At 62.9% G+C, this 21753-nt stretch carries 20 protein-coding genes; 14 read left to right on the top strand and 6 right to left on the bottom strand.

All coding sequences use genetic code 11. The features are described from left to right. The first annotated feature begins 3 nt into the window (after nucleotides 1-3). Together AB4Y34_RS26135 and AB4Y34_RS26130 are read left to right on the top strand one after the other, a co-directional pair. Complete coding sequence (locus tag AB4Y34_RS26135; protein ID WP_176380000.1) at nucleotides 4-1116, top strand: NADH:flavin oxidoreductase/NADH oxidase; 1113 nt, start codon at nucleotides 4-6, stop codon at nucleotides 1114-1116. Nucleotides 1117-1328: 212 nt separating this feature from the next. Next, the gene (locus AB4Y34_RS26130) at nucleotides 1329-1862 is read left to right on the top strand and encodes an SET domain-containing protein (RefSeq protein WP_176380001.1); all 534 of its coding nucleotides are present in this window, start codon (nucleotides 1329-1331) and stop codon (nucleotides 1860-1862) included. Nucleotides 1863-1945: 83 nt separating this feature from the next. On the opposite strand, the gene AB4Y34_RS26125 is transcribed toward AB4Y34_RS26130, so the two are convergent. Next, nucleotides 1946-3460 carry a sensor histidine kinase gene (locus AB4Y34_RS26125; RefSeq protein WP_176380002.1) on the bottom strand — a complete coding sequence of 505 codons (1515 nt, stop codon included), beginning with the start codon at nucleotides 3458-3460 and terminating at the stop codon, nucleotides 1946-1948. A 167-nt stretch (nucleotides 3461-3627) separates the two neighbouring features. After that, nucleotides 3628-4314 carry a response regulator transcription factor gene (locus tag AB4Y34_RS26120; RefSeq protein ID WP_013090980.1) on the bottom strand — a complete coding sequence of 229 codons (687 nt, stop codon included), beginning with the start codon at nucleotides 4312-4314 and terminating at the stop codon, nucleotides 3628-3630. 149 nt (nucleotides 4315-4463) lie between these two features. Between AB4Y34_RS26120 and AB4Y34_RS26115 the strand changes: the two genes are divergently transcribed. After that, on the top strand, nucleotides 4464-4688 hold the full coding sequence (locus tag AB4Y34_RS26115; RefSeq protein ID WP_176109909.1) for a DUF3717 domain-containing protein: 225 nt from the start codon (nucleotides 4464-4466) through the stop codon (nucleotides 4686-4688). 104 nt (nucleotides 4689-4792) lie between these two features. On the opposite strand, the gene AB4Y34_RS26110 is transcribed toward AB4Y34_RS26115, so the two are convergent. Both AB4Y34_RS26110 and phhA read right to left on the bottom strand, forming a co-directional pair. Next, entirely contained in the window at nucleotides 4793-5107 is a 315-nt protein-coding gene (locus AB4Y34_RS26110) for a 4a-hydroxytetrahydrobiopterin dehydratase (protein ID WP_368717653.1), read from the bottom strand. A gap of 92 nt (nucleotides 5108-5199) precedes the next feature. Further along, on the bottom strand, nucleotides 5200-6090 hold the full coding sequence (gene phhA / locus AB4Y34_RS26105; RefSeq protein WP_368717652.1) for a phenylalanine 4-monooxygenase: 891 nt from the start codon (nucleotides 6088-6090) through the stop codon (nucleotides 5200-5202). A gap of 146 nt (nucleotides 6091-6236) precedes the next feature. Here phhA and AB4Y34_RS26100 point away from each other — a divergent pair, with 146 nt between their 5' ends. Continuing rightward, nucleotides 6237-6728, top strand: a complete 492-nt coding sequence (locus tag AB4Y34_RS26100; protein WP_013090976.1) for an Lrp/AsnC family transcriptional regulator — start codon at nucleotides 6237-6239, stop codon at nucleotides 6726-6728. A gap of 86 nt (nucleotides 6729-6814) precedes the next feature. Here the strand turns inward: AB4Y34_RS26100 and AB4Y34_RS26095 are convergent, their stop codons facing one another. Next, on the bottom strand, nucleotides 6815-7351 hold the full coding sequence (locus tag AB4Y34_RS26095) for a class IV adenylate cyclase (RefSeq protein ID WP_176380006.1): 537 nt from the start codon (nucleotides 7349-7351) through the stop codon (nucleotides 6815-6817). A 239-nt stretch (nucleotides 7352-7590) separates the two neighbouring features. Then, nucleotides 7591-8490 (bottom strand): LysR family transcriptional regulator, encoded by a 900-nt coding sequence (locus tag AB4Y34_RS26090; RefSeq protein ID WP_176380007.1) that lies wholly within the window; start codon nucleotides 8488-8490, stop codon nucleotides 7591-7593. 147 nt (nucleotides 8491-8637) lie between these two features. Here AB4Y34_RS26090 and AB4Y34_RS26085 point away from each other — a divergent pair, with 147 nt between their 5' ends. The 10 genes from AB4Y34_RS26085 (at nucleotide 8638) to AB4Y34_RS26040 (ending at nucleotide 21750) form a co-directional block, all read left to right on the top strand. Continuing rightward, nucleotides 8638-10191 carry a CoA-acylating methylmalonate-semialdehyde dehydrogenase gene (locus AB4Y34_RS26085; protein WP_368717651.1) on the top strand — a complete coding sequence of 518 codons (1554 nt, stop codon included), beginning with the start codon at nucleotides 8638-8640 and terminating at the stop codon, nucleotides 10189-10191. A 139-nt stretch (nucleotides 10192-10330) separates the two neighbouring features. Continuing rightward, on the top strand, nucleotides 10331-12046 hold the full coding sequence (locus AB4Y34_RS26080) for a GMC family oxidoreductase (RefSeq protein ID WP_368717650.1): 1716 nt from the start codon (nucleotides 10331-10333) through the stop codon (nucleotides 12044-12046). Nucleotides 12047-12345: 299 nt separating this feature from the next. Further along, nucleotides 12346-13125 (top strand): ABC transporter ATP-binding protein, encoded by a 780-nt coding sequence (locus AB4Y34_RS26075; protein ID WP_018418872.1) that lies wholly within the window; start codon nucleotides 12346-12348, stop codon nucleotides 13123-13125. After that, nucleotides 13122-13880 carry an ABC transporter ATP-binding protein gene (locus tag AB4Y34_RS26070; protein ID WP_018432439.1) on the top strand — a complete coding sequence of 253 codons (759 nt, stop codon included), beginning with the start codon at nucleotides 13122-13124 and terminating at the stop codon, nucleotides 13878-13880. Before AB4Y34_RS26075 ends, AB4Y34_RS26070 begins: the two co-directional genes overlap by 4 nt. Before the next feature lie 62 nt (nucleotides 13881-13942). Beyond that, nucleotides 13943-15157 (top strand): ABC transporter substrate-binding protein, encoded by a 1215-nt coding sequence (locus AB4Y34_RS26065; protein ID WP_368717649.1) that lies wholly within the window; start codon nucleotides 13943-13945, stop codon nucleotides 15155-15157. A 195-nt stretch (nucleotides 15158-15352) separates the two neighbouring features. After that, nucleotides 15353-16237, top strand: coding sequence for a branched-chain amino acid ABC transporter permease (locus AB4Y34_RS26060; protein ID WP_176109917.1), 885 nt, complete (start codon nucleotides 15353-15355; stop codon nucleotides 16235-16237). Next, entirely contained in the window at nucleotides 16237-17208 is a 972-nt protein-coding gene (locus tag AB4Y34_RS26055) for a branched-chain amino acid ABC transporter permease (protein WP_176110669.1), read from the top strand. Before AB4Y34_RS26060 ends, AB4Y34_RS26055 begins: the two co-directional genes overlap by 1 nt. Before the next feature lie 558 nt (nucleotides 17209-17766). Then, entirely contained in the window at nucleotides 17767-18933 is a 1167-nt protein-coding gene (locus AB4Y34_RS26050) for an ABC transporter substrate-binding protein (protein WP_368717648.1), read from the top strand. Between the two features lie 379 nt (nucleotides 18934-19312). Continuing rightward, complete coding sequence (locus AB4Y34_RS26045; protein ID WP_176380012.1) at nucleotides 19313-20473, top strand: ABC transporter substrate-binding protein; 1161 nt, start codon at nucleotides 19313-19315, stop codon at nucleotides 20471-20473. Between the two features lie 221 nt (nucleotides 20474-20694). Next, nucleotides 20695-21750 carry a branched-chain amino acid ABC transporter permease gene (locus AB4Y34_RS26040; RefSeq protein WP_368717647.1) on the top strand — a complete coding sequence of 352 codons (1056 nt, stop codon included), beginning with the start codon at nucleotides 20695-20697 and terminating at the stop codon, nucleotides 21748-21750. The last annotated feature ends 3 nt before the right edge of the window (nucleotides 21751-21753 follow it).

Raw genomic sequence — 21753 nt, 5'->3', positions numbered from 1 at the left:
TCCATGAGCGCGCTTTTTTCTCCGCTCACGCTGCGTAGCGTGACGCTTCCCAACCGTATCGTCGTCTCCCCGATGTGCCAGTACTCCGCCGAGCGCGGCGAAGCGACCTCATGGCACATGATTCACCTCGGCGGGCTCGCGCTGTCCGGCGCCGGCATGCTGTGCATCGAAGCGACCGCCGTCGAACCGGATGGCCGCATCACCCCCGGCGATCTCGGTTTGTGGGACGACGCGACCGAAGAGGCGCTCGTGCCGGTGCTGGCCGCGATCCGCAAGCATTCGCACATCAACGTGACAATGCAACTGGCGCACGCGGGCCGCAAGGCATCGAGCCATGTGCCGTGGGAAGGCGGCCAGCTGATTCCGGTGTCGCAAGGCGGGTGGCTGCCGCATGCGCCGTCGGCGCTGCCGCACAAGCCAGGCGAGGAGCCGCCGCTTGCGCTCGATGTCGCCGGCCTGCACCGGATTCGCGAGGCGTTCGCCGCGTCCGCGCGCCGCGCCGCGCGTCTTGGCATCGATGCGCTCGAAATGCATGCCGCGCATGGCTATCTGCTGCATCAGTTTCTGTCACCGATCGCGAATCAGCGCACCGACGACTATGGCGGCTCGCTGGAAAACCGCATGCGTTTCCCGCTCGAAATCTTCGACATCGTGCGGGCCGCATTCCCTGCCGACAAACCGGTCGGCGTGCGCGTGTCGGCGACCGACTGGGTCGAAGGCGGCTGGACGCTGGAAGACACGATCGCGTTTGCGCACGAGCTCGAAAGGCGCGGCTGCGACTGGATCGACGTGTCGTCGGGCGGCGTGTCGCCGCTGCAGAAAATTCCGCTCGAGCCGGGATATCAGATTCCATTCGCGAAGGCGGTCAAGCACGCAACCAGTCTCGCGACGATCGGCGTCGGGCTCATCACCGATCCGCTGCACGCCGAGCAGCTGATCGAAGCGGGCGATGCCGACCTGATCGCGCTGGCTCGTGCGCTGCTCTATAACCCGCGCTGGCCGTGGCATGCGGCCGCCAACCTCGGCGCGACCGTCGAAGCGCCGCCGCAATACTGGCGTTCGCAACCGCGCGACCAGAAAGCGCTGTTCGGCGACATTACGTTCGGTCAACGGTGACGCTCGTCGCACGTTGAACACACGCATCGGCCGACGGTTGAAGGAAGCCGTCGACAGCGTGTAGGATGCCGGTTGTGGCGCGATGCGCGTCGCAAGTCGACGCGGCGCTCGCAGGGCGCCGCGTTTGCTATTCGCGTCAGAAAAAGCCGCGCGCGAGACGCGCCTGACGATTGCCAGACTTGATCCCCCAGTTCTTCACAAGGATTCATTCAATGAATTCACGCAGGATCGCCGTGCGCCGTTCGGGTGTGCACGGCAAAGGCGTGTTTGCTCTCGAACCGATCGCGGCGGGCGAACGACTGATCGAATACAAGGGCGAGCGGATTACCTGGAAAGAAGCGTTGCGCCGTCATCCGCATAATCCGGCTGAACCGAATCACACGTTTTATTTCGCGCTGGATAACGGCAAGGTTATCGACGGCAAGGTGAATGGCAATAGCGCGCGCTGGATCAATCATTCATGCGCGCCGAACTGCGAAGCCGAGGAAATCGACGGACACGTATACGTGCATGCGCTGCGCGATATCGCGGAGGGCGAGGAAATCTTTTACGACTACGGCCTCGTGATCGACGCGCGGCAGACGAAGAAGCTGAAAAAGGAATACGAATGCCGTTGCGGCGCGCGCAAGTGCCGCGGCACGATGCTGGCGCCGCCGCAAAAGGGCAAGGGCGGCAGCAAGTCGGGTAAAGTTGCCGACAAGGACCAGAAGTCCAGCAAATCGGCGAAGAAATCGAAGAAGAAATGAGCCACGGGCCGGCGCGCGGCGTTAGCTGTCTGCGCTGATCGAGGCGCCAAGGCGAATGCCGCCGGGGCAGCCCGGCAAACCTTCTACAAATCGACCGGCGCCGAGTGCGCCGGTTTTTTCGTGGCGCGTCGTTCGTTGGCATCGCTGGCGGTGGCAGCGTCTGCCGACGCACTGGGCGGCAGCAACGGAATCCTCACGATAAAGCGTGCGCCACCCTCCGGCGCGTCCTCGTAATGCACGCTGCCGTGATGCAGCACCATGATGTCGTGGACGATCGCAAGGCCCAGACCCGCGCCGCTTTCGACGCCCGCCTCGGTCTGCCCGTCGCCGCGGAAGAACCGCTTGAACAGATCCGCCTGCTGCGAACGCGGCACGCCCGGCCCGTTGTCTTCGACGACGATCTCGGCCATGCGCAGATCGTCGATCAGGGTCTGCGAAACCGTCACCGTGATGCGTCCGCCGTCGGCCCGCGAAGGCGGCACATACTTCAGCGCGTTATCGAGCAGATTCGCGATCACTTCGTGCAGCAGTACCGGGTTGCCGCGCGCCATCAACGGGTCGTCGTTCGACGGATCGTCGAGGCGCTGGAAGCCGAGGTCCACGTGTACCGCTAGCGCGCGCGGCACCCATTCGGCGCCCGTGTCAAAGGCGAGCGCGGCCATGTCGACATTGACGAAGCGGGCCGCCTGTTCGCCCGGCTCGGCGCGCGCGAGCGACAGCAATTGATTCGACAACCGCACGGCGCGATCGGCCGCGGCGCGCAGTTCACGCACGGCGGCGAGCGTCTGCTGCGGATCGCGCGCGACCACCGCCTGCTCCGCATGCAGCTTGACCGCGGTTAGCGGCGTGCGCAGCTGATGCGCGGCATCGGCGATGAATTTACGTTGCGCATCGAGGGCGGCTTTCAGACGATCGAGCAGCGCGTTCAGCGCGCCCGTCAGCGGACGGATCTCGACCGGCACATACGTTTCGTCGACCGGCTCGAGCGACGTGTGCGTTTGCCGGTTCAGCGAATCGGCGAGCGCGGTCAGCGGATTGAGCTGCTGATTGACGACGCGCCACACGATCACCCAGCCGGCGAGCAGCAGCAGCAGCAACGGCATCATGATCGCGATCAGGAACTCCGCGGCGATGCGGTAGCGGTGATGCACGGGCTGCCCGACTTCGACGACGATCGGATTGCCGCTCGGCTGCTCGACGCGCACCTGAGCGACCCGCACGGTCACGCCTTCGTGCTGCGTCTCGAATACGTACGCGTAATGCATGCGGCGCACGTTGATGCCTTGCAGCGGCAGATTATGGTCGCCGGCGATTTCGCTGTCGCCGGTGCTGATCCGGTAGACCAGATGTTCGACCGGGTCGGAGAACATCGCTTGCGCGAGCGGCGGCACCGTGATCGGCGCTTCCGGTCCGGCAATCTGGATCTGTTTGGAAATAGCGGTCGCGAGGTCCGCGAGCGAACGGTCGACCACGTGCTGCGTGTACTGCCAGGCGAGCCAGTAGGCGATCAAGCCGCTCATCAGCGCGAGCAGCGACAGGGGAGCAGCGAGGCGCCGCAGCAGCGTGCGGCGCAGACTATTGGCGGCCGGCTGGTGCATGATCGTAGGCGCGGGGAAGTTGTGACTGCGGTGGAAACTGCGGTAGCAACGGCGCGGAGCGCCTTGAGACAGTCCGGGGTCCGGCACGACGCGCAGCGGGCACAGCCGATGCGCGGCGCCGGTCCGGCGCCGTCAGGCCGCGACGCAATGCGCGGCCTTCACGACGATCATGCGGCCTGGCGGATTTCCTGCAGCAGATAGCCAAAGCCACGCACGGTGACGATTTCGACACGGCAGTTCTCGAGCTTCTTGCGCACACGGTGCACGTAGACTTCGATCGCGGTATCGCCGAGATCGCCGCCGAAGTGCGTCAGGTGATCCTGCAATTGCGCCTTGCTGACGACGCGGCCGTGACGCAGCAGCAGCATTTCGAGCACTGCGAATTCGCGCGGCGACAGTTCGAGCGGTTTGTCGTCGTTGAAGATGCGGCGGTCGACGCCCGACAGCCGCACGCCACCCAGTGACACTTCCGGACGCGGCATGTCACCGTGTGGACCGCTGCGGCGCATCACCGCGCGAATGCGCGCTTCCAGCTCGGCCGGTTCGAACGGCTTCAGCATGTAGTCGTCCGCGCCGGAGTTCAGGCCTTGCACGCGGTCGTTCAATTCGTCGCGCGCGGTCAGGATGATCACCGGCGTGTGCCGGTTGCTCTGGCGGAAACGCGACAGCAGCGTCATGCCGTCGATACCCGGCAGACCCAGATCGAGGATCACGAGTTCGTGGCGGTTTTGGGTGAGGGCCTGTTCGGCAAAGATGCCGTCATGGACCATGTCGACGGTGAAGCCGGCTTGTTCGAGACTGCTTTGGATGCCGCGTGCGATGGGGCGGTCATCTTCGATCAGAAGGAGTCGCATGGATTTCGCTCAAGTACAATGGGTTTAGGCGTTTTGGCAAGCGGTTCGCCGGGGCGCCTGCAACACAGCCAGCGTGCGACGCGGCGGCAGCGGCCCCACGAAGCAGCTGTCGAGCCGACTCGAAGCGCCGTGCCAGTCATCACGAAGTCATGTCCGAGATCAGCATTCACGAACTGGAAGCCGCGATCAACTTCTGGCGCGCCCGCTCACCTTCGAGCGGCGACGAACACGTTCTGTGCAAGGAGGCAAGCGCACTATCCAAGCCGTATGCGCTGCTGATTGTACAGCGTCAGAAGTCGCTATCACTCGATCGTTTTGACCCGATTGCAAGGCAGGCCTGGGAAGCTTACGTTCAACTTAAGGATAGCCTGTAGAACTGAAGGTTTGCCCAGGGTATTGCCTGCATTGTCCTTTCATTGTGGACCGATTACGCGGCAAGTTGTATATAAACACGCATAAGGGCCCGTAATTATTTGTATTAGCTAGTAACACTGTCGATGAATGTCGCAAGCGCGATGTCGCGTTCGGTCACGCCGTTCGCTTCATGGGTGGACAGCGTGATATCAACCTTGTTGTACACGTTGAACCACTCCGGATGATGATCCATTTCCTGCGCCTTGATCGCCACGCGCGTCATGAAGCCGAACGCCTCGTTGAAATCGGCGAATTCGAAGGTGCGGCGAATCGCGTTACGCTCCGCCACGCTTTCCCAGCGATGCAGTTTCCCCAGTTGCTGGGTGCGCTCGTCGGAAGTCAGTTTCTGAATCATGGAGTCACCTCGTTGATCGAACACGCTCGCCGGCAGGCGGGCGAAACCGGTATTTTTTCACGATTGTGCAACGCTCGCCGTGCGCCGGGCCGGGTGGGTCTAAGGCGGCTTGGCGTTTAAACGTCGCCGCTGGTTTGCCATCCCTCGCGGGTTCCGCGCGAGATCACGCGGTCGCCGTGGAGCACGTCGCCCGCTGCGTAGGCCGGTGCATTGGCAAGCTTCGCCAGCAGCGGCGCGAAGTCCGTTTGTGCGACGCGGAACAGTTGCGCGAAGTCATCGATGACGAAGTAGGTTTGCTGGAACGTATCGATGCGGTAACGGGTGCGCATCACACGTTCCAGTGCGAAGCCGAGCCGGTTCGGCGCCGCGCTTTGCTGGCTGTATACCGTCTCGGCCTTGCTCGAGACGATGCCGGCGCCGTAGATCTTCACGCCGTTCGGACTCGCGGCATCGCGGATCAGCCCGAACTCCACTGTGTACCAATAGAGCCGCGCGAGCAGCGGCAGCGCGCCCGCTTCATTGGCGGCGAGCGCGGCGCGGCCGTACGCGTGCATGTAGTCGGCAAACACCGGGTTGATCAATAGCGGCACATGGCCGAACAGATCGTGAAAGCAGTCGGGCTCCTGCAGGTAGTCGAGCTGGTCGGTTCGGCGCATCCACCACGTAACCGGAAAGCGGCGATTCGCCAGATGCTCGAAGAACACCTGATCCGGCACGAGGCCAGGCACGGCGACGATGCGCCAGCCGGTTGAGGGCGTCAGCTTCGCGTTGACGTCGTCGAAAGACGGCACGTGCTCCGACGGCAGGCCGATACGCTCGACGCCCGCGAGGAATTCATCGCACGCACGGCCTTCCAGCAAGGCGGTTTGGCGCGCGTACAGCTGTTGCCAGACCGCATGGTCAACCGTGCCGTAGCGTTCGAGCGGCTGGTCGATCGTATAGTCGGCTCGGGTCTCGAGACCGGCGTCGAACTGTTGTTTGAGTTTGGCGGTGCTGGCGGCGGACATGGCGAAGCTTTAACGGGGAAATCGCAGGAAATCGGTACATGCGAGTGTAGAGCGGAGTACATGCGGAATGGGCGCAAGTGAGGCGTGAAAACAAAGAGGTATGCGATAATCGTGCGTTAACTAGCCAATTTCTGCGGGACATCAACATGCTTGAACTCGACCACTTCGATCTCGCGCTGCTCGACGTGCTGCAGCGCTTTGGCCGCGCCACGCATCAGCAGTTGGCCGAGCAGGTGCCGTTGTCGCCGTCGCAGATTGGGCGACGGCTGCAGCGGCTGGAACAGGTCGGCGTGGTGGATGGCTATCGGGTCGTGTTGCGGCCGGAAAAGCTCGGCCTCGGCGTCACCGCTTTCACGAGCCTGAAGCTGAAGCATCACGGCGATTCGATCATCGAGCAGTTTCAGCAGCAGATCGACGTGCTGCCAGAGGTACTGGAGTGTCACGCGGTCGTCGGCGATGCCGACTATCTGCTGCGCATCGTCGCGCCGGATCTGAACTATCTGTCGACCTTCGTGATGAAGAAGCTGATGCGCGTGCCGGGTGTCGATAGCGTGCGCTCGAATATCGTGCTGACCACGTTCAAGCGCAATGGGCCGTTGCCGCTCGGGCATCTGGCGCCGGGGGCTGCGCCGGTTTGAAGGCTTGAGGCCGTTGCCGGCGGTGTCGACCGGCAGGAAGAGGGAGCCGGGCGCGCCGCGCCGCGGCCCCTACAGGCACGCGAACTTTATGCTGCCCGCTTCGGCTCGTCGTCGGCATTCAGCAGATCGACATACGCGACCGGCACCAGATCCGCTTCGGATACGCCGAGACTCTTGAACAGCGCTTCCGCTTCGGCGTGGCCGCCTTCTTCGTCGTCGTCCTGCGCGAGCACCACTTCGAGTTCGACGAAATCGCCGAGACCGTCGACGCGATCGAGATGAATCCGCGTGCGCCCGCTCAGATACACGTGCCGCTCTTTCGAGACGATGCCGCGCGTGGTCAGCGCGGTCGCGAGCAGCGCATGCATCGCTTCGGGATTCGTGACCGGACTGCGCGTGTAGTACGACGCCTTCGGGCCGTCGCGGTCGTCGCGCTGGTAGAAGATTAGTTCGGCCGGCGTGCCGTCGTCGAACTGGCGCAGCTTCAGGCGGCCGCGCGGCACGTCGTAGAAAAAGTCCTGCTGGCGAAAGATCAGCGGCGCGTCCGTCGCGAGCTGCGCGGCGCGCTCGCGCAGTTGGTCGAAATGCTGGGCGCGGGCTTTGATTTCGATGTTGCGTGCCATGTGGGCTCCTGTGGAGGGGCGGAGTGATCGACGGCTTCCGGGGCCGCTGGTGGTGCCGGGAAGAAGCCGCCTGGAAGGACGAGGTCGGGCGGAACGGAAAGCGCTACGAGGGCGCTGCGCGAGCGCAAACCGACAATCTAGCAAAAACTTCGTGACGGAATGCTTTCAACCCGGGCGGCAGGCGGGACGAGTGCGGGCATTAGCGAGACTCATATCGCAGCGCGTCAGACAGTCCTCGCTCAGATCGCCCACTGCTGATCGATCAGCTTCAAGGCCGCCGCGATCGCCGGCTCGTCCTTGCGCTCGTCCAGCGTGATGAAGCTCAGCTGCGTAGGCACGGTGATGCCATCGACGATCGTCAGCGCGTGCGCATGCGCCTCGGCGATTGCCGTCGCGTCGCGCGCAAGCGTGAGACCGACTCCCGACTTGACCAGATCGAGCATCGACGGCTCCTGGTCCACCTCGGCCACCTTGACCGGTTTCACACCCGCCTCGCCGAAACAGCGCGACAGCAGCCGGTTGTGCGCGGACGCCGGCGGCGTCCAGATCCACGGCAGCGCCGCGAGCGAGCGCCAGTCCCGCGCACCCTTCACGCGATCTTTCCAGCCCGCCGGCGCGAGCACGCGATACTGGAAATGCGTGAGCGTGACCGCGTGAAACGTGGCGCCGTCGCGGGTGTCGTCGTCGGAGGGCAGGCCGATGTAATAGCCGACGTCGAGCTCGCCCGCCCGAATCTGCTCGCGTACCCAGCCCGACATGCCGTGGCGCAGCGCGGTTTCGATCTGCGGCCAGGTCTCGACGAGTTGCTTCAGGAAGCCGCCCAGGCGCAAAAACTCGGGGTCGAGAATGGTGCCGATGCGCAGGCGCCCGCGCACTTCCTGGCGGAGCGTCTGCGCGGCGCGCTGTACGTCGGCTGCCGCGCCGAGCGCGCGTTCGGCGTGCGGCAGCAGCGCCTGGCCGTCGCGCGTCAGCGCGAGCCCGTGGGAAGTCCGCGTGAACAGCGTCACGCCGAGCGTTTCCTGCAAGTGCTTGATTTGCAGGCTGACGGCGGGTTGGGTCAGATGTAGCTGCACCGCGGCGCGCGTGAGGTTGCCCTCGCGTGCGACGGTGACGAAAGCCCTAAGCAGAGTCAGATCCATATCCTGATATTAGCGCGGCTTATAGCGCAGTTGAGCATTACTCATTGGATTTGTCGCTTGCAGACGCCGTACGCTGAGCGTTGAGCAATGCTTCGGCGCGCGGTATCGAGCGCGAAGCGGTAGATTTCACTGCAAAAGAGGAACGAGATGAGTGAGACATATTCCGACGCAACCTCGCAGCACGACGCCGCACGCAGCGCGGCGAGCGCACGCGCGCTGAGCCATTTCATCAACGGCAAGACCGTCGAAGGCACGAGCGGGCGCTTCGGCGACGTCTTCAATCCGGCGCTCGGCAGCGTCAGCGCGCGCGTGCCGCTCGCGAGCGTCGCCGAGGTGGACGCTGCTGTTGCCGCGGCCAAAGCCGCGTTTCCCGCGTGGAGCGAAACCGCGCCGATCAAACGCGCGCGGGTGCTGTTCAAGTTCAAGGAACTGCTTGACCGCCATCACGACGAACTCGCGGAGCTGATCACGCGCGAGCACGGCAAGGTGTTTTCCGACGCCAAGGGCGAAGTGATGCGCGGCATCGAAATCGTCGAATTCGCGTGCGGCATCCCGAACCTGCTGAAGACCGATTTCACCGATCAGATCGGCGGCGGCATCGACAACTGGAATCTGCGCCAGCCGCTCGGCGTGGTCGCCGGCATCACGCCGTTCAATTTCCCGATGATGGTGCCGTGCTGGATGTTCCCGGTCGCGCTCGCGTGCGGCAACACCTTCGTGTTGAAGCCGTCCGAACGCGATCCGTCCGCGTCGATCCGGCTCGCCGAACTGCTGAAGGAAGCGGGCCTGCCGGACGGCGTGTTCAACGTCGTGCACGGCGACAAGGTCGCAGTGGATGCACTGCTCGTGCATCCCGAAGTGAGCGCGCTGTCGTTCGTCGGCTCGACGCCGATCGCCGAATACATCTACACGGAAGGCACGAAGCACGGCAAGCGGGTGCAGGCGTTGGGCGGGGCGAAGAATCATCTGGTCGTAATGCCCGACGCCGATCTCGACCAGGCCGTCGACGCCCTGATCGGCGCCGCCTACGGTTCGGCCGGTGAGCGCTGCATGGCGATTTCGGTGGCGGTCGCGGTGGGGCATATCGCCGATGAACTGATCGAGCGTCTGACGCCGCGCGTGAAGAGCCTGAAGATCCTCAACGGCATGGAAGCGGCGGCCGAGATGGGGCCGCTCGTCACCGGCGCGCATCGGGACAAGGTGGTCGGCTATATCGACGCTGGCGTCGCCGCGGGCGCGAAGCTCGTCGTCGATGGACGCGCTCATCAGGTCGTGGGGCACGAGAAGGGCTTTTTCCTCGGCGGGACGCTGTTCGACGAAGTGGCGCCCGACATGAAGATTTACCGCGAAGAAATCTTCGGACCGGTGCTGTGCGTCGTGCGCGTGCCCGATTTTGCCTCGGCGGTCGAGCTGATCAACGCGAATCAGTTTGCGAACGGCGTGTCGCTATTTACGTCCGACGGCGGCATTGCGCGCGCGTTTTCCCGGCAGATCGAGATCGGCATGGTCGGCATCAACGTGCCGATTCCGGTGCCGATGGCCTGGCATTCGTTCGGCGGCTGGAAGAAGTCGCTGTTCGGCGATCATCACGCGTACGGCGAGGAAGGCGTGCGGTTCTACACGCGCTACAAGAGCATCATGCAGCGCTGGCCCGACAGCATTGCGAAGGGCGCAGAGTTCACGATGCCGGTCGCCAAATAAGCTGGCGGCTTTGCGCCGCATAAAGTCGGCGAACGCGCGAGCAAAAGAGTAAAAGCGAATAAAAGCGCGTCGCGGCGCAAGCGTGGAAGCGATCGAACTTCCACGCCTGCGCTGCAAAAAATGCTTAGGAGACTGAACGATGGGTCATACCGACAGTACGCCTCGCGCCGTACGGCGGCTCGAAGGCGAGTTCGACTACATCATTGTCGGGGCGGGCACTGCGGGCTGCGTGCTGGCGAACCGGCTCACCGAAGATCCCGAGATCCGCGTGCTGCTGCTAGAAGCTGGCGGGAAAGACGACTATCACTGGATTCATGTGCCGGTCGGCTATCTGTATTGCATCGGCAATCCCCGCACGGACTGGCTGTACAAGACTCAGGCAGAGCCGGGTCTGAACGGCCGCACGCTGTCGTATCCACGCGGGCGTGTGCTCGGCGGCAGTTCGTCGATCAACGGCATGATCTATATGCGCGGTCAGCGTGAAGACTACGACGAGTGGGCGCGTGTGACCAACGATAGCACGTGGTCATGGAACGCGGTGCTGCCGGTCTTCAGGCGCAGCGAGGATCACCACGGCGGCGCCAACGAAGCGCACGGCGCGGGCGGACCCTGGCGCGTCGAGAAGCAGCGCCTCAAATGGAAGATTCTGGAAGAGTTCGCGCAAGCCGCGCAGCAAACCGGCATTCCCGCCACCGACGATTTCAATCGCGGCGACAACACCGGCGTCGGCTACTTCGACGTCAACCAGAAGCGCGGCATTCGCTGGAATGCGTCGAAGGCGTTTTTGCGGCCCGCGTTGAAGCGGGAGAACCTCACAGTTATTACTGGTGCCCACACGCAGCGTGTCATATTCGACGGCCGCCGCTGCACCGGAGTCGAATATCGTGGCGCCGAGGTCGACTATGTCGCCAAAGCGCGTTGTGAAGTGATCCTTTCCGCCGGCGCGGTCAACTCGCCGCAACTGCTCGAATTGTCCGGCGTCGGCAATGGTGCGCGTCTGCAGAATCTCGGCATCGAGATCGTTCAGGATCTGCGCGGCGTCGGCGAGAATCTGCAGGACCATCTGCAACTGCGCATGGCGTTTCAGGTGCAGGGCGTGCGCACGTTGAATACGATGTCCGCGCACTGGTGGGGCAAGCTGATGATCGGCATGCAGTACGCGTTGTTTCAGAGCGGACCGATGTCGATGTCGCCGTCGCAACTCGGCGCGTTCGCGAAGTCCGATGCCGACGATCGCTCGCTGACCCGCCCCGATCTCGAGTATCACGTGCAGCCTTTGTCGCTCGACCGCTTCGGCGAACCGCTGCATCGCTTCAATGCGTTCACGGCGTCGGTGTGTCAACTGCGCCCCACGTCGCGCGGCAGCATTCATATTGCGTCGGCCGATGCGTCCGCCCCACCATTGATCGCTCCAAATTATCTGTCGACCGGGTACGACCGCCACGTCGCAGCAAACGCGCTACGTCTGACGCGCCGCATCGTCGCGGCGCCCGCGCTCGCGCGCTATCAGCCGCGGGAGATTTTGCCGGGCTCGCAGTATCAAACAGAAGAAGAATTGCAGCAGGCCGCGGGCGCGGTCGGCACGACGATCTTCCATCCCGTCGGCACCTGCCGCATGGGCACGACCGACGATCCCGCCGCGGTCGTCGACAACCGGCTTCGGGTTATCGGAGTGGAAGGCTTGCGTGTCGTCGATGCATCGGTGATGCCCAACATCACCTCGGGCAACACCAATTCACCGACGCTGATGATCGCCGAACGTGCGAGCGACATGATCCGCGAGGATCGTCGCGCGCGCGTGAGCGGCAGCATCGCAGCGCAAATGGGTGTGGCTGCGTCGATGTCATCTGTGTGACATGCAACGTGCGATGGAAACTGAGCGGATCGGTCATGATTTCCGCCGCGTTCGTGAAGCGTGCTAACCGCATGTCACGCACGCACGCCGCAGGCCTCGTCCACTAAGTGCAAATCCCAATGAATGCGCTGCATCATTGGGGCGACAATGGCAGCCATGCTGCGTGCCGCGCCACGATCACCGTCCGTATTGGTGCAGCACGCCAACGAGCGGCAAGGGGTGCCGCCAAAATAACAAGTCGCGCAGAACTTCGCGCGGAAAGATCGTAGTGCTTCGCCTTACTCCGTATGGAAGGGAACATGATTCTCGGCGATACGATTCTCGAAACGCGCGGCCTCACCCGCGAGTTCAAAGGCTTTGTCGCCGTGAACGGCGTGAACCTGCGCGTGCGCCGTGGCTCGATCCATGCGCTGATCGGGCCCAATGGAGCGGGCAAGACCACCTGCTTCAATCTGCTCACCAAATTCCTCGAACCCACCGCGGGCCAGATCGTTTTCAACGGTGTCGATATCACCGGCGAACGTCCGGCGCAGATCGCGCGGCGCGGCATCATCCGGTCGTTCCAGATTTCCGCGGTATTTCCGCATCTGACGGCATTGCAGAATGTGCGCATCGGGTTGCAGCGCTCGCTCGGCACCGCGTTTCACTTCTGGAAGAGCGAGCGTACGTTGCGGCGTCTGAACGATCGCGCGATGGATCTGCTGACTCAGGTCGGCCTGACCGATTTCGCCGATGTGTTGACGGTGGAGCTCGCCTACGGCCGCAAGCGCGCGCTCGAAATCGCGACCACGCTCGCGATGGAGCCCGAACTAATGCTGCTCGACGAGCCGACGCAAGGCATGGGTCATGAGGACGTCGACCGCGTGACTGCGTTGATCAAGAAAGTATCGGCGGGCCGCACGATCCTGATGGTCGAACACAACATGAATGTGATCGCCGGTATCTCCGACACGATCACCGTGCTGCAACGGGGTGAAGTGCTCGCCGAGGGCAGCTACGCGGAAGTGTCGAAGAATCCGCTCGTGATGCAAGCCTACATGGGCAGCGCCGACGCGGCGCTCGCCGGAGCCCACGCATGAATACGACGGTCGAGCGCGAAGGCCTCGAAGCGAACGAAACGAAAAGCGGCGCACCCGCGCTGGAAATCGCGGGACTGCAAGCCTGGTACGGGGAATCCCACATTCTGCACGGCGTCGATCTGTCGGTAGGCCGCGGCGAGGTCGTGACGCTGCTCGGACGCAATGGCGCGGGCCGCACCACGACGCTGCGCGCGATCATGGGTCTCACGGGCCGCCGTACCGGCTCGATCCGGATCGATGGACGCGAAACGATTGGCCTGCCCACGCATCGCATCGCGCATTGCGGCATCGGCTATTGCCCCGAAGAGCGCGGTATTTTTTCGAGTCTGTCGTGCGAGGAAAATCTGCTGCTGCCGCCGCCCGTCGGCGACAAGGCGCACATGATGTCGCTCGAGGAAATCTATGCGATGTTCCCGAATCTGCACGAGCGGCGCATGAGCCAGGGCACGCGGCTCTCGGGTGGCGAACAGCAGATGCTCGCGGTCGCGCGGATTCTGCGCACTGGCGCGAATCTGCTGCTGCTCGACGAAATCTCGGAGGGGCTCGCGCCCGTGATCGTGCAGGCGCTTGCACGGATGATCATCACGTTGAAGGCGCGCGGCTACACGATCGTGATGGTCGAGCAGAACTTCCGCTTCGCGGCGCCGCTCGCGGATCGTTTCTATGTGATGGAGCACGGCATGATCGTCGAGCATTTCGGGGCTAGCGAGCTCGAAGGCAAGATGCCGGTGCTGCACGATTTACTGGGCGTATAGACACGGACACGCACGCGCCCGACTGCCTCTGATAACCACAAGCGAAGAACCAGGAGACATGCATGAAAAAGAACCCACTCGCGCGAATTGCCTCACTCTGCTTCGCGGTCGCCGCCGGCGCCGCACTGACGCTGGGCAGCGCGCAAGCGGCCGACGATGCCGTGAAGATCGGCTTTATCACGGATCTGTCGGGACTGTACGCGGATATCGACGGGCAGGGCGGTCTTGAAGCGATCCGGATGGCGGTCGCCGACTTCGGCGGCAAGGTCAACGGCAAGCCGATCACGGTGCTGTACGCGGATCACCAGAACAAGGCGGACATCGCGGCGTCGCGCGCTCGCGAATGGTTCGACCGCGATGGCGTCGACATGGTGATCGGCGGCACCAACTCGGCGACCGCTCTGTCGACGAACACCGTCGCGGGCGAGAAGCACAAGGTCTACATCAACGTCGGCGCGGGCGCCGATACGCTGACCAACGAGCAATGCACGCCGTACACGATCCACTACGCATACGACACCACCGCGCTCGCAAACGGCACGGGCTCGGCGGTTACGAAGCAGGGTGGCAAGACGTGGTACTTCCTGACCGCCGACTACGCGTTCGGGAAGGCGCTCGAAAAAGCGACCTCGGACGTCGTGAAGGCGAATGGCGGTCAGGTGCTCGGCTCAGTGCGTCATCCGCTGTCGGCGTCGGACTTCTCGTCGTTCCTGTTGCAGGCGCAGGCGTCGAAGGCGCAGATCCTTGGCCTCGCGAATGCGGGCGGGGACACGATCAACTCGATCAAGGCCGCGAAGGAATTCGGCATCACCAAGACGACGAAGCTCGCTGCGCTGCTGATGTTCATCAACGACGTGCACAGCCTCGGTCTCGACACGACGCAGGGTCTCGTGTTGACCGATAGCTGGTACTGGAACAAGGACGCCGACACGCGCAAGTGGTCGCAGCGCTACTTCGACAAGATGAAGAAGATGCCGTCGAGCCTGCAGGCTGCCGACTACTCGGCGGCGATGAACTATCTGAAGGCGGTCCAGGCGGTGGGCTCGACCGATCCGGACAAGGTGATGGCGCAACTGCGCAAGACCAAGATCGACGACTTCTACGCGAAGGGCTACATCCGTCAGGACGGCAGCATGATCCACGACATGTACCTGATGCAGGTGAAGACGCCGGCCGAATCGAAGGAGCCGTGGGACTACTACAAGATCATGGCGACGATTCCGGGCGATCAGGCCTTCACGACCAAGGCGCAGACTCGCTGCGCGATGTGGAAGTAAGCACGGGGGGGAAGGCGGGATGCGGTCGGGGACCGCGCCGACCTGAGAGAACCGCCGGCGCAGCAGGGGTACGCGCTGGCGGGTAACCGTTTCAGATGTCGCACGTGATGGGCAGCGTCGCGGCACGTCGCGTGCCGGCCGGATCGTGCGTTACCTATCTCACCTTGACGATGGCTTGAAGGGCTAAGGGCTTCAATGGACATCTTTGGCGTTCCGCTGCCGGCGATGCTGAGCCAGCTTCTGCTCGGGCTCGTGAACGGCTCGTTCTACGCGATTCTGAGCCTCGGGCTGGCTGTGATTTTCGGCCTGCTCAACGTGATCAACTTCGCGCATGGCGCACTGTTCATGCTCGGCGCGATGCTCGCGTGGATGGGGCTGTCGTATTTCAATCTGCCGTACTGGGTGATGCTCGTGCTCGCGCCGCTGATCGTCGGACTCGTCGGCGTCGCGATCGAGCGCTCGATGCTGCGCTGGCTTTACAAGCTCGATCATCTGTATGGCCTGTTGCTGACGTTCGGCATCACGCTCGTGATCGAAGGCGTGTTCCATTCGATCTACGGCTCGTCGGGCCAGCCGTACGACGTGCCGTCGGCGCTGTCGGGTGCGACCAATCTCGGCTTCATGTATCTGCCCAACTATCGCGCGTGGGTGGTCGTCGCGTCGTTGATCGTGTGCTTCGTGACATGGTTCGTGATCGAGAAGACACGGCTTGGCGCGTATCTGCGAGCGGGCACCGAAAACCCCAAGCTCGTCGAGGCATTCGGCGTCAACGTGCCGCTGATGATCACGCTGACCTACGGCTTCGGCGTCGCGCTCGCGGCGTTTGCCGGCGTGCTCGCCGCGCCGGTGATTCAGGTCTCGCCGCTGATGGGCCAGCCGATGATCATCACGGTGTTCGCGGTGGTCGTGATCGGCGGCATGGGTTCGATCATGGGCTCGATTCTGACCGGCCTGATGCTCGGCGTAGTCGAAGGACTGACGCGTGTGTACTACCCCGAGGCGTCGGCGACCGTCGTCTTCGTGATCATGGCGCTCGTGTTGCTCGTGCGTCCGGCGGGTCTTTTCGGCAGGGAAAAATGATGCAGAGAAAAGTGCTCTACGGTCTGCTGCTGATCGTGCTGCTCGCGGTGCCGGTGCTCGGCATCTATCCGCTCTTCGTGATGAAGGTGCTGTGCTTCGCGCTGTTCGCGGCCGCCTTCAATCTGCTGATCGGCTACACGGGCTTGCTGTCCTTCGGCCATGCGATGTTTCTCGCGTCGGCCGGTTACGTGACCGGCTATGCGATGCAGACGCTCGGCTTTTCGCCTGAGGTGGGCGTGCTGAGCGGCACTGCGGCGGCCACGCTGCTTGGCCTCGTCGTTGGCTTCTTCGCGATTCGCCGTCAAGGCATCTACTTCGCGATGGTGACGCTCGCGCTCGCGCAGATGGTCTACTTCGTGTTCCTGCAAGCGCCATTCACGCACGGCGAAGACGGTCTGCAAGGCGTGCCGCGCGGAAAGCTGTTCGGCCTGTTGAGTCTTTCGTCCGATGTCGCGCTGTATTTCGTCGTGCTCGCGGTGATCGTCCTGGCGTTCCTGCTGATCGTGCGGATCGTGCATTCGCCGTTCGGGCAGGTGCTCGTCGCGATCAAGGAAAACGAGCCGCGTGCGGTGTCGCTCGGCTACGATACAGACCGTTTCAAGCTGCTCGCCTTCATTCTGTCGGCCGGCATCGCGGGTCTCGCGGGTTCGCTGAAGGTGCTCGTGCAAGGCTTCGAAACGCTGAGCGATGCCTATTGGACGATGTCCGGCCTCGTGATCCTGATGACGCTGGTGGGCGGCATGGGCACGCTGTTCGGGCCGCTGCTCGGCGCCGCACTGATCGTGTCGCTCGAAGACCGGCTCGGCGATATCGGCTCGGCGCTCGCGTCGATGACCGGCATCGAGTGGTTTCGCTCGCTCGGCGAATCGGTGACGATCGTCACGGGGCTGATTTTCATCGCGTGTGTGTTGGCGTTCCGGCGCGGCATCGTCGGTGAGATCGTTGCGCGGGTGCGACCGTTGCGGGCTTGAGATTGGCTGCCTGATCCCGCTCGGGAGGGCGCCTGCTTGATGCAGTGCGATACGTGATTGCTTCGACCTCCGATCTAATTGCTGCTTGTGCTGAAGGTCCGCTGGATCAGGGCTGTGGGCCAAACTGTGGCTAACCTTGTGATGAAATGGGCATAACACGCCCCAATCCGGTGCCGCAGTGCACCACTAGGGTAATTGCTAGTTGTGACTGTTGGGGTCGTCGTTTAATCTTCATCCAGTTCTGATGCACCACGAATTTGCAGGTGGAGAACGAGGAGACAATTGAGGCACTAAGTGCCCAGAAGAAAGCGCTGTTGGATTGATATCCAACAGCGCTTTTTCATTTGTGTTTTTCGAATTACTTGATGCGATCTCCCGCTTATTTCGCGCGCCATTTTTTATTCCTCGGCAGCCGCTGCAGCTAAACATTACAAGCCTTCGAAACGCTTGCAGCACGGCACTTGCGTCCGCTAAACTCGCTATTCACCGACCACTGGGTTGGCAATTAAATCCGTGGATTTAATTGCAATTGAACAACGGATTTAATAGAGGAGCAGGATGAAGTCGGCATTGCGTTGGATCAGCGCGGCATTGGTCGCCACCGGGGTTTCGGCTGCATGGAGCGGCCATGCATTCGCGGACGTGAAAATCGGCGTCACCGTGTCGGCAACAGGGCCGGCCGCATCGCTCGGTATTCCGGAAAAAAACACCATTGCGCTGCTGCCGAAAGAAGTAGCGGGCCAGAAGATCGGCTACATCGTCCTCGACGACGCAACCGATTCCACCCAGGCGGTCAAGAACGCCCGCAAGCTCACGAGCGAAGACCACGTCGATGCATTGATCGGCTCGACCGTCGTGCCAAATTCGCTCGCCATGATCGACATTGCCGCCGAAACCTCCACGCCGATGATTTCGCTGGCCGCGGCTGCGGGCATCGTCGAACCGATGGACGCGAAACGCGCATGGGTCTTCAAGACACCGCAAAACGACATTCTGATGGCCACGGCGATCGCGCAGCACATGGCCAATCACGGCGTGAAAACGGTCGCGTTCATCGGCTTTTCCGACGCGTACGGCGAGAGCTGGTTCAAGGAATTCAGCAAGGCCGCTGACCTCGCGAAGATCAGGATCGTCGCGAACGAGCGCTTCGCGCGCAACGACGCGTCGGTCACGGGCCAGGTGCTGAAGATGATGTCGCAGAATCCGGACGCGGTGCTGATCGCCGGCGCGGGCACGTCGGCCGCATTGCCGCAGAAAACGCTGAAGGAGCGCGGCTACAAGGGCAAGTACTATCAGACGCACGGCGTCGCGAACAACGACTTCCTGCGCGTGTGCGGCAAGGATTGCGAAGGCACGTGGCTGCCCGCCGGCCCGCTGCTGGTCGCCGAGCAATTGCCCGAGGCGAATCCGGTGAAGAAAAGCGCGCTCGCGTACAAGCATGCGTATGAAACGGCGTACGGCGCGGGTTCCGTGTCGACGTTCGGTGGTCATGCGTGGGACGCGGGTCTGCTGCTGCAGCGTGCAATACCGCTCGCGTTGAAGAAGGGACAACCGGGCACGCCGGCATTCCGCGACGCGCTGCGTGCCGCAGTCGAAGGCACGAAAGATGTACCCGCGTCACACGGCATCTTCAACATGAGCGCGAACGACCACGCGGGACTCGACCAGCGGGCGCGCGTGATGGTGCAGATCGTCGACGGCAAGTGGAAGCTGGCCGGCGACTGAGCGAAGGCTCTGCGCCACGGGACCTCATCGAAAAAGACGCGTGCAGTTGACGCGTCTTTTTTGTTACCCGGGCGAGGTGTCCGCATCGCTTAAAAGTGTGGTTTCGGTGCTTCAGGACAAACCCGCATTTAGCGCACGCTCTCTTGACCGTCGATAATGCAGAACGCAAGCTACTAACATATTAGTGGTTTATGAAAGTCTGGTTGGAATGGAGCCGCGGCAAAGAAACGCGGCGTGTACCCGACGAAGCGGGGAAGGTATGCGCGCCGAGCAGGGAAAACCATGCTTGGCACACCTGAACTCGCTCACTAGATTCAGACACCCGGCCCAGCAAGCCGGCTTATAGATAGGCGCTTTTGAAGGCGTTTGGAGACTCGCAATGAAAAAGACAAGGCATTGGGTACGCACCGGCATCGCGATGGCGCTGATGTGCGGCGCGGGGGCGGCATTCGCGCAGGTGAAGATCGGCGTCACGTTGTCGACGACGGGGCCGGCCGCGTCGCTCGGAATTCCTGAGAAGAACACGATCGCGTTGTTGCCGAAGGAGATCGGCGGCAAGAGCGTGCAATACATCATCCTCGACGACGGGTCGGACACCAGCAAGGCCGTGCAGAACACGCGCAAGCTGATCGACGAAGACCACGTCGACGCGATCATCGGCTCGACCGTCACGCCGAATTCGCTCGCGATGCTCGATCCGGCCGCTGAGGGCAAGACGCCGGTGATCTCGCTCGCGGCGTCGGCAGCGATCATTCAGCCGATGGATGCGAAGCGCGCATGGGCGTTCAAGCCGCCTCAGAACGACAGCCTGATGGCCGACGCAATCGCCGATTACATGCAGCACCACGGCGTGAAGACGGTCGGCTTCATCGGTTTCTCGGACGCCTATGGCGACAGCTGGAACTCGACGTTCGAGGCCGTTGCGAAAGCGCACAACCTGAAGATCGTGTCGAACGAGCGCTTTAACCGCACTGACGCTTCGGTGACGGGCCAGGTGCTGAAGACGATGGGCGCGAATCCCGACGCGGTGCTGATCGCGGGCTCGGGTACGCCGTCGGCGCTGCCGGCCAAGACGCTGAAGGAGCGTGGCTACAAGGGCAAGATCTACCAGACGCACGGTGTCGCGAACAACGACTTCCTGCGTGTATGCGGCAAGGATTGCGAAGGCGAACTGCTGCCGGCCGGTCCGATTCTCGTCGTCGATCAATTGCCGGATTCGAACCCGGTGAAGAAGTCGTCGGAAGCCTATAAGAACGCCTATGAGAAGGCTTATGGCGTGGGTTCGGTCGCGACCTTCGGCGGTCACGCATGGGATGCCGGCCAGATGTTGCAGGCCGCGATTCCGGTCGCGCTGAAGACCGCACAGCCGGGTACGCCCGAGTTCCGCGTGGCGCTGCGCAACGCGCTCGAAAACATCAAGGAGCTGCCGGTGTCGCACGGCATCATGAACACCACCGCGAACGACCACAACGGCCTCGACCAGCGCGCGCGCGTGATCGTGCAGATCGTCGACGGCAAGTGGAAGCTGCAGAACGACTGAGACGATTTACAAAAACAACTAGCGGTACGCGCCTCTCGCGCAATCATGCGGTGCATGACGCCGCATTGCCATTGTGTTCGACGACAATGGCATCGACCGCCGCGCCGGGTCACGGCGCGGCGGTTGTCTTTTCAGACATTGCAGATGGATGGCCGGCTACGCGCCGCGCCGTCACGACTGTTTCCCGGTTTTTCGATTTCGACGCTTCAGGACGAGGAAGTATGGATCTATCAATTGCGGCGATCCTCGCGCAAGACGGCATCACGACCGGCGCGATCTACGCGCTGCTCGCGCTTGCGCTGGTGCTGGTGTTCTCCGTCACGCGGGTGATCTTCATCCCGCAAGGGGAGTTCGTTTCGTACGGCGCGTTGACGCTCGCCGCACTGCAAACGCAGAAGTTTCCCGCCACCTGCTGGCTGTTGATGGCGATGGGCGCAGCATGCTTCGTCGTCGAGACGGTGGCCGTATTGCGGCATGCTGAGCGGCGTCGTCATGCGGCGCGCACGCTGCCTGTGCTGGCAGGGAAGTACCTGCTGTTTCCGATCGCGGTCTACGCGCTCACGCGCGGCATCTTCCTGCAGCCGCTGCCGATGATCGTGCAGATCGCGCTGACGCTGCTGATCGTGATCCCGATGGGTCCGTTCGTTTATCGCCTTGCCTATGAGCCGATCGCGGAGGCGGCCACGCTGCTGCTGTTGATCGTCGCGGTGGCAGTGCATTTCGCGATGGTCGGTCTCGGCCTCGTGATGTTCGGCGCCGAAGGCTCGCGCACCAACGCGTTTTCCGATGCGACGTTCAACGTGGGCACGTTGTCGATCTCCGGGCAGAGCCTGTGGGTGATCGGCACCGCGATCGTGCTGATCGGTGCGCTGTATCTGTATTTCGATCGCTCGATCTCGGGCAAGGCGTTGCGTGCGACGTCGGTGAACCGGCTCGGCGCACGCCTCGTCGGTATCGGCACGACGCAGGCGGGACGCCTCGCGTTCACGCTGGCGGCAGGACTCGGCGCACTGTGCGGCATCCTCGTCGCGCCGCTCACGACGATCTACTACGACTCGGGCTTCCTGATCGGTTTGAAGGGCTTCGTGGGCGCGATCATCGGCGGTCTGGTCAGCTATCCGCTCGCGGCGGCCGGCTCGATTCTCGTCGGTCTGCTGGAGTCGTATTCGTCGTTTTGGGCCAGTGCTTATAAGGAAGTGATCGTGTTCACGCTAATCATCCCGGTGCTGCTGTGGCGCAGCCTTGCGAGCCCGCATGCCGAAGAGGAAGAGGAGTGACAC

The sequence above is a fragment of the Paraburkholderia sp. BR10954 genome, from assembly GCF_040965775.1.
In the GTDB taxonomy this organism is placed as follows: Bacteria; Pseudomonadota; Gammaproteobacteria; order Burkholderiales; family Burkholderiaceae; genus Paraburkholderia; species Paraburkholderia youngii.
The sequence above is the reverse complement of the archived record's forward strand: the minus strand, read 5'-3'. Positions and strand labels throughout refer to the sequence as shown.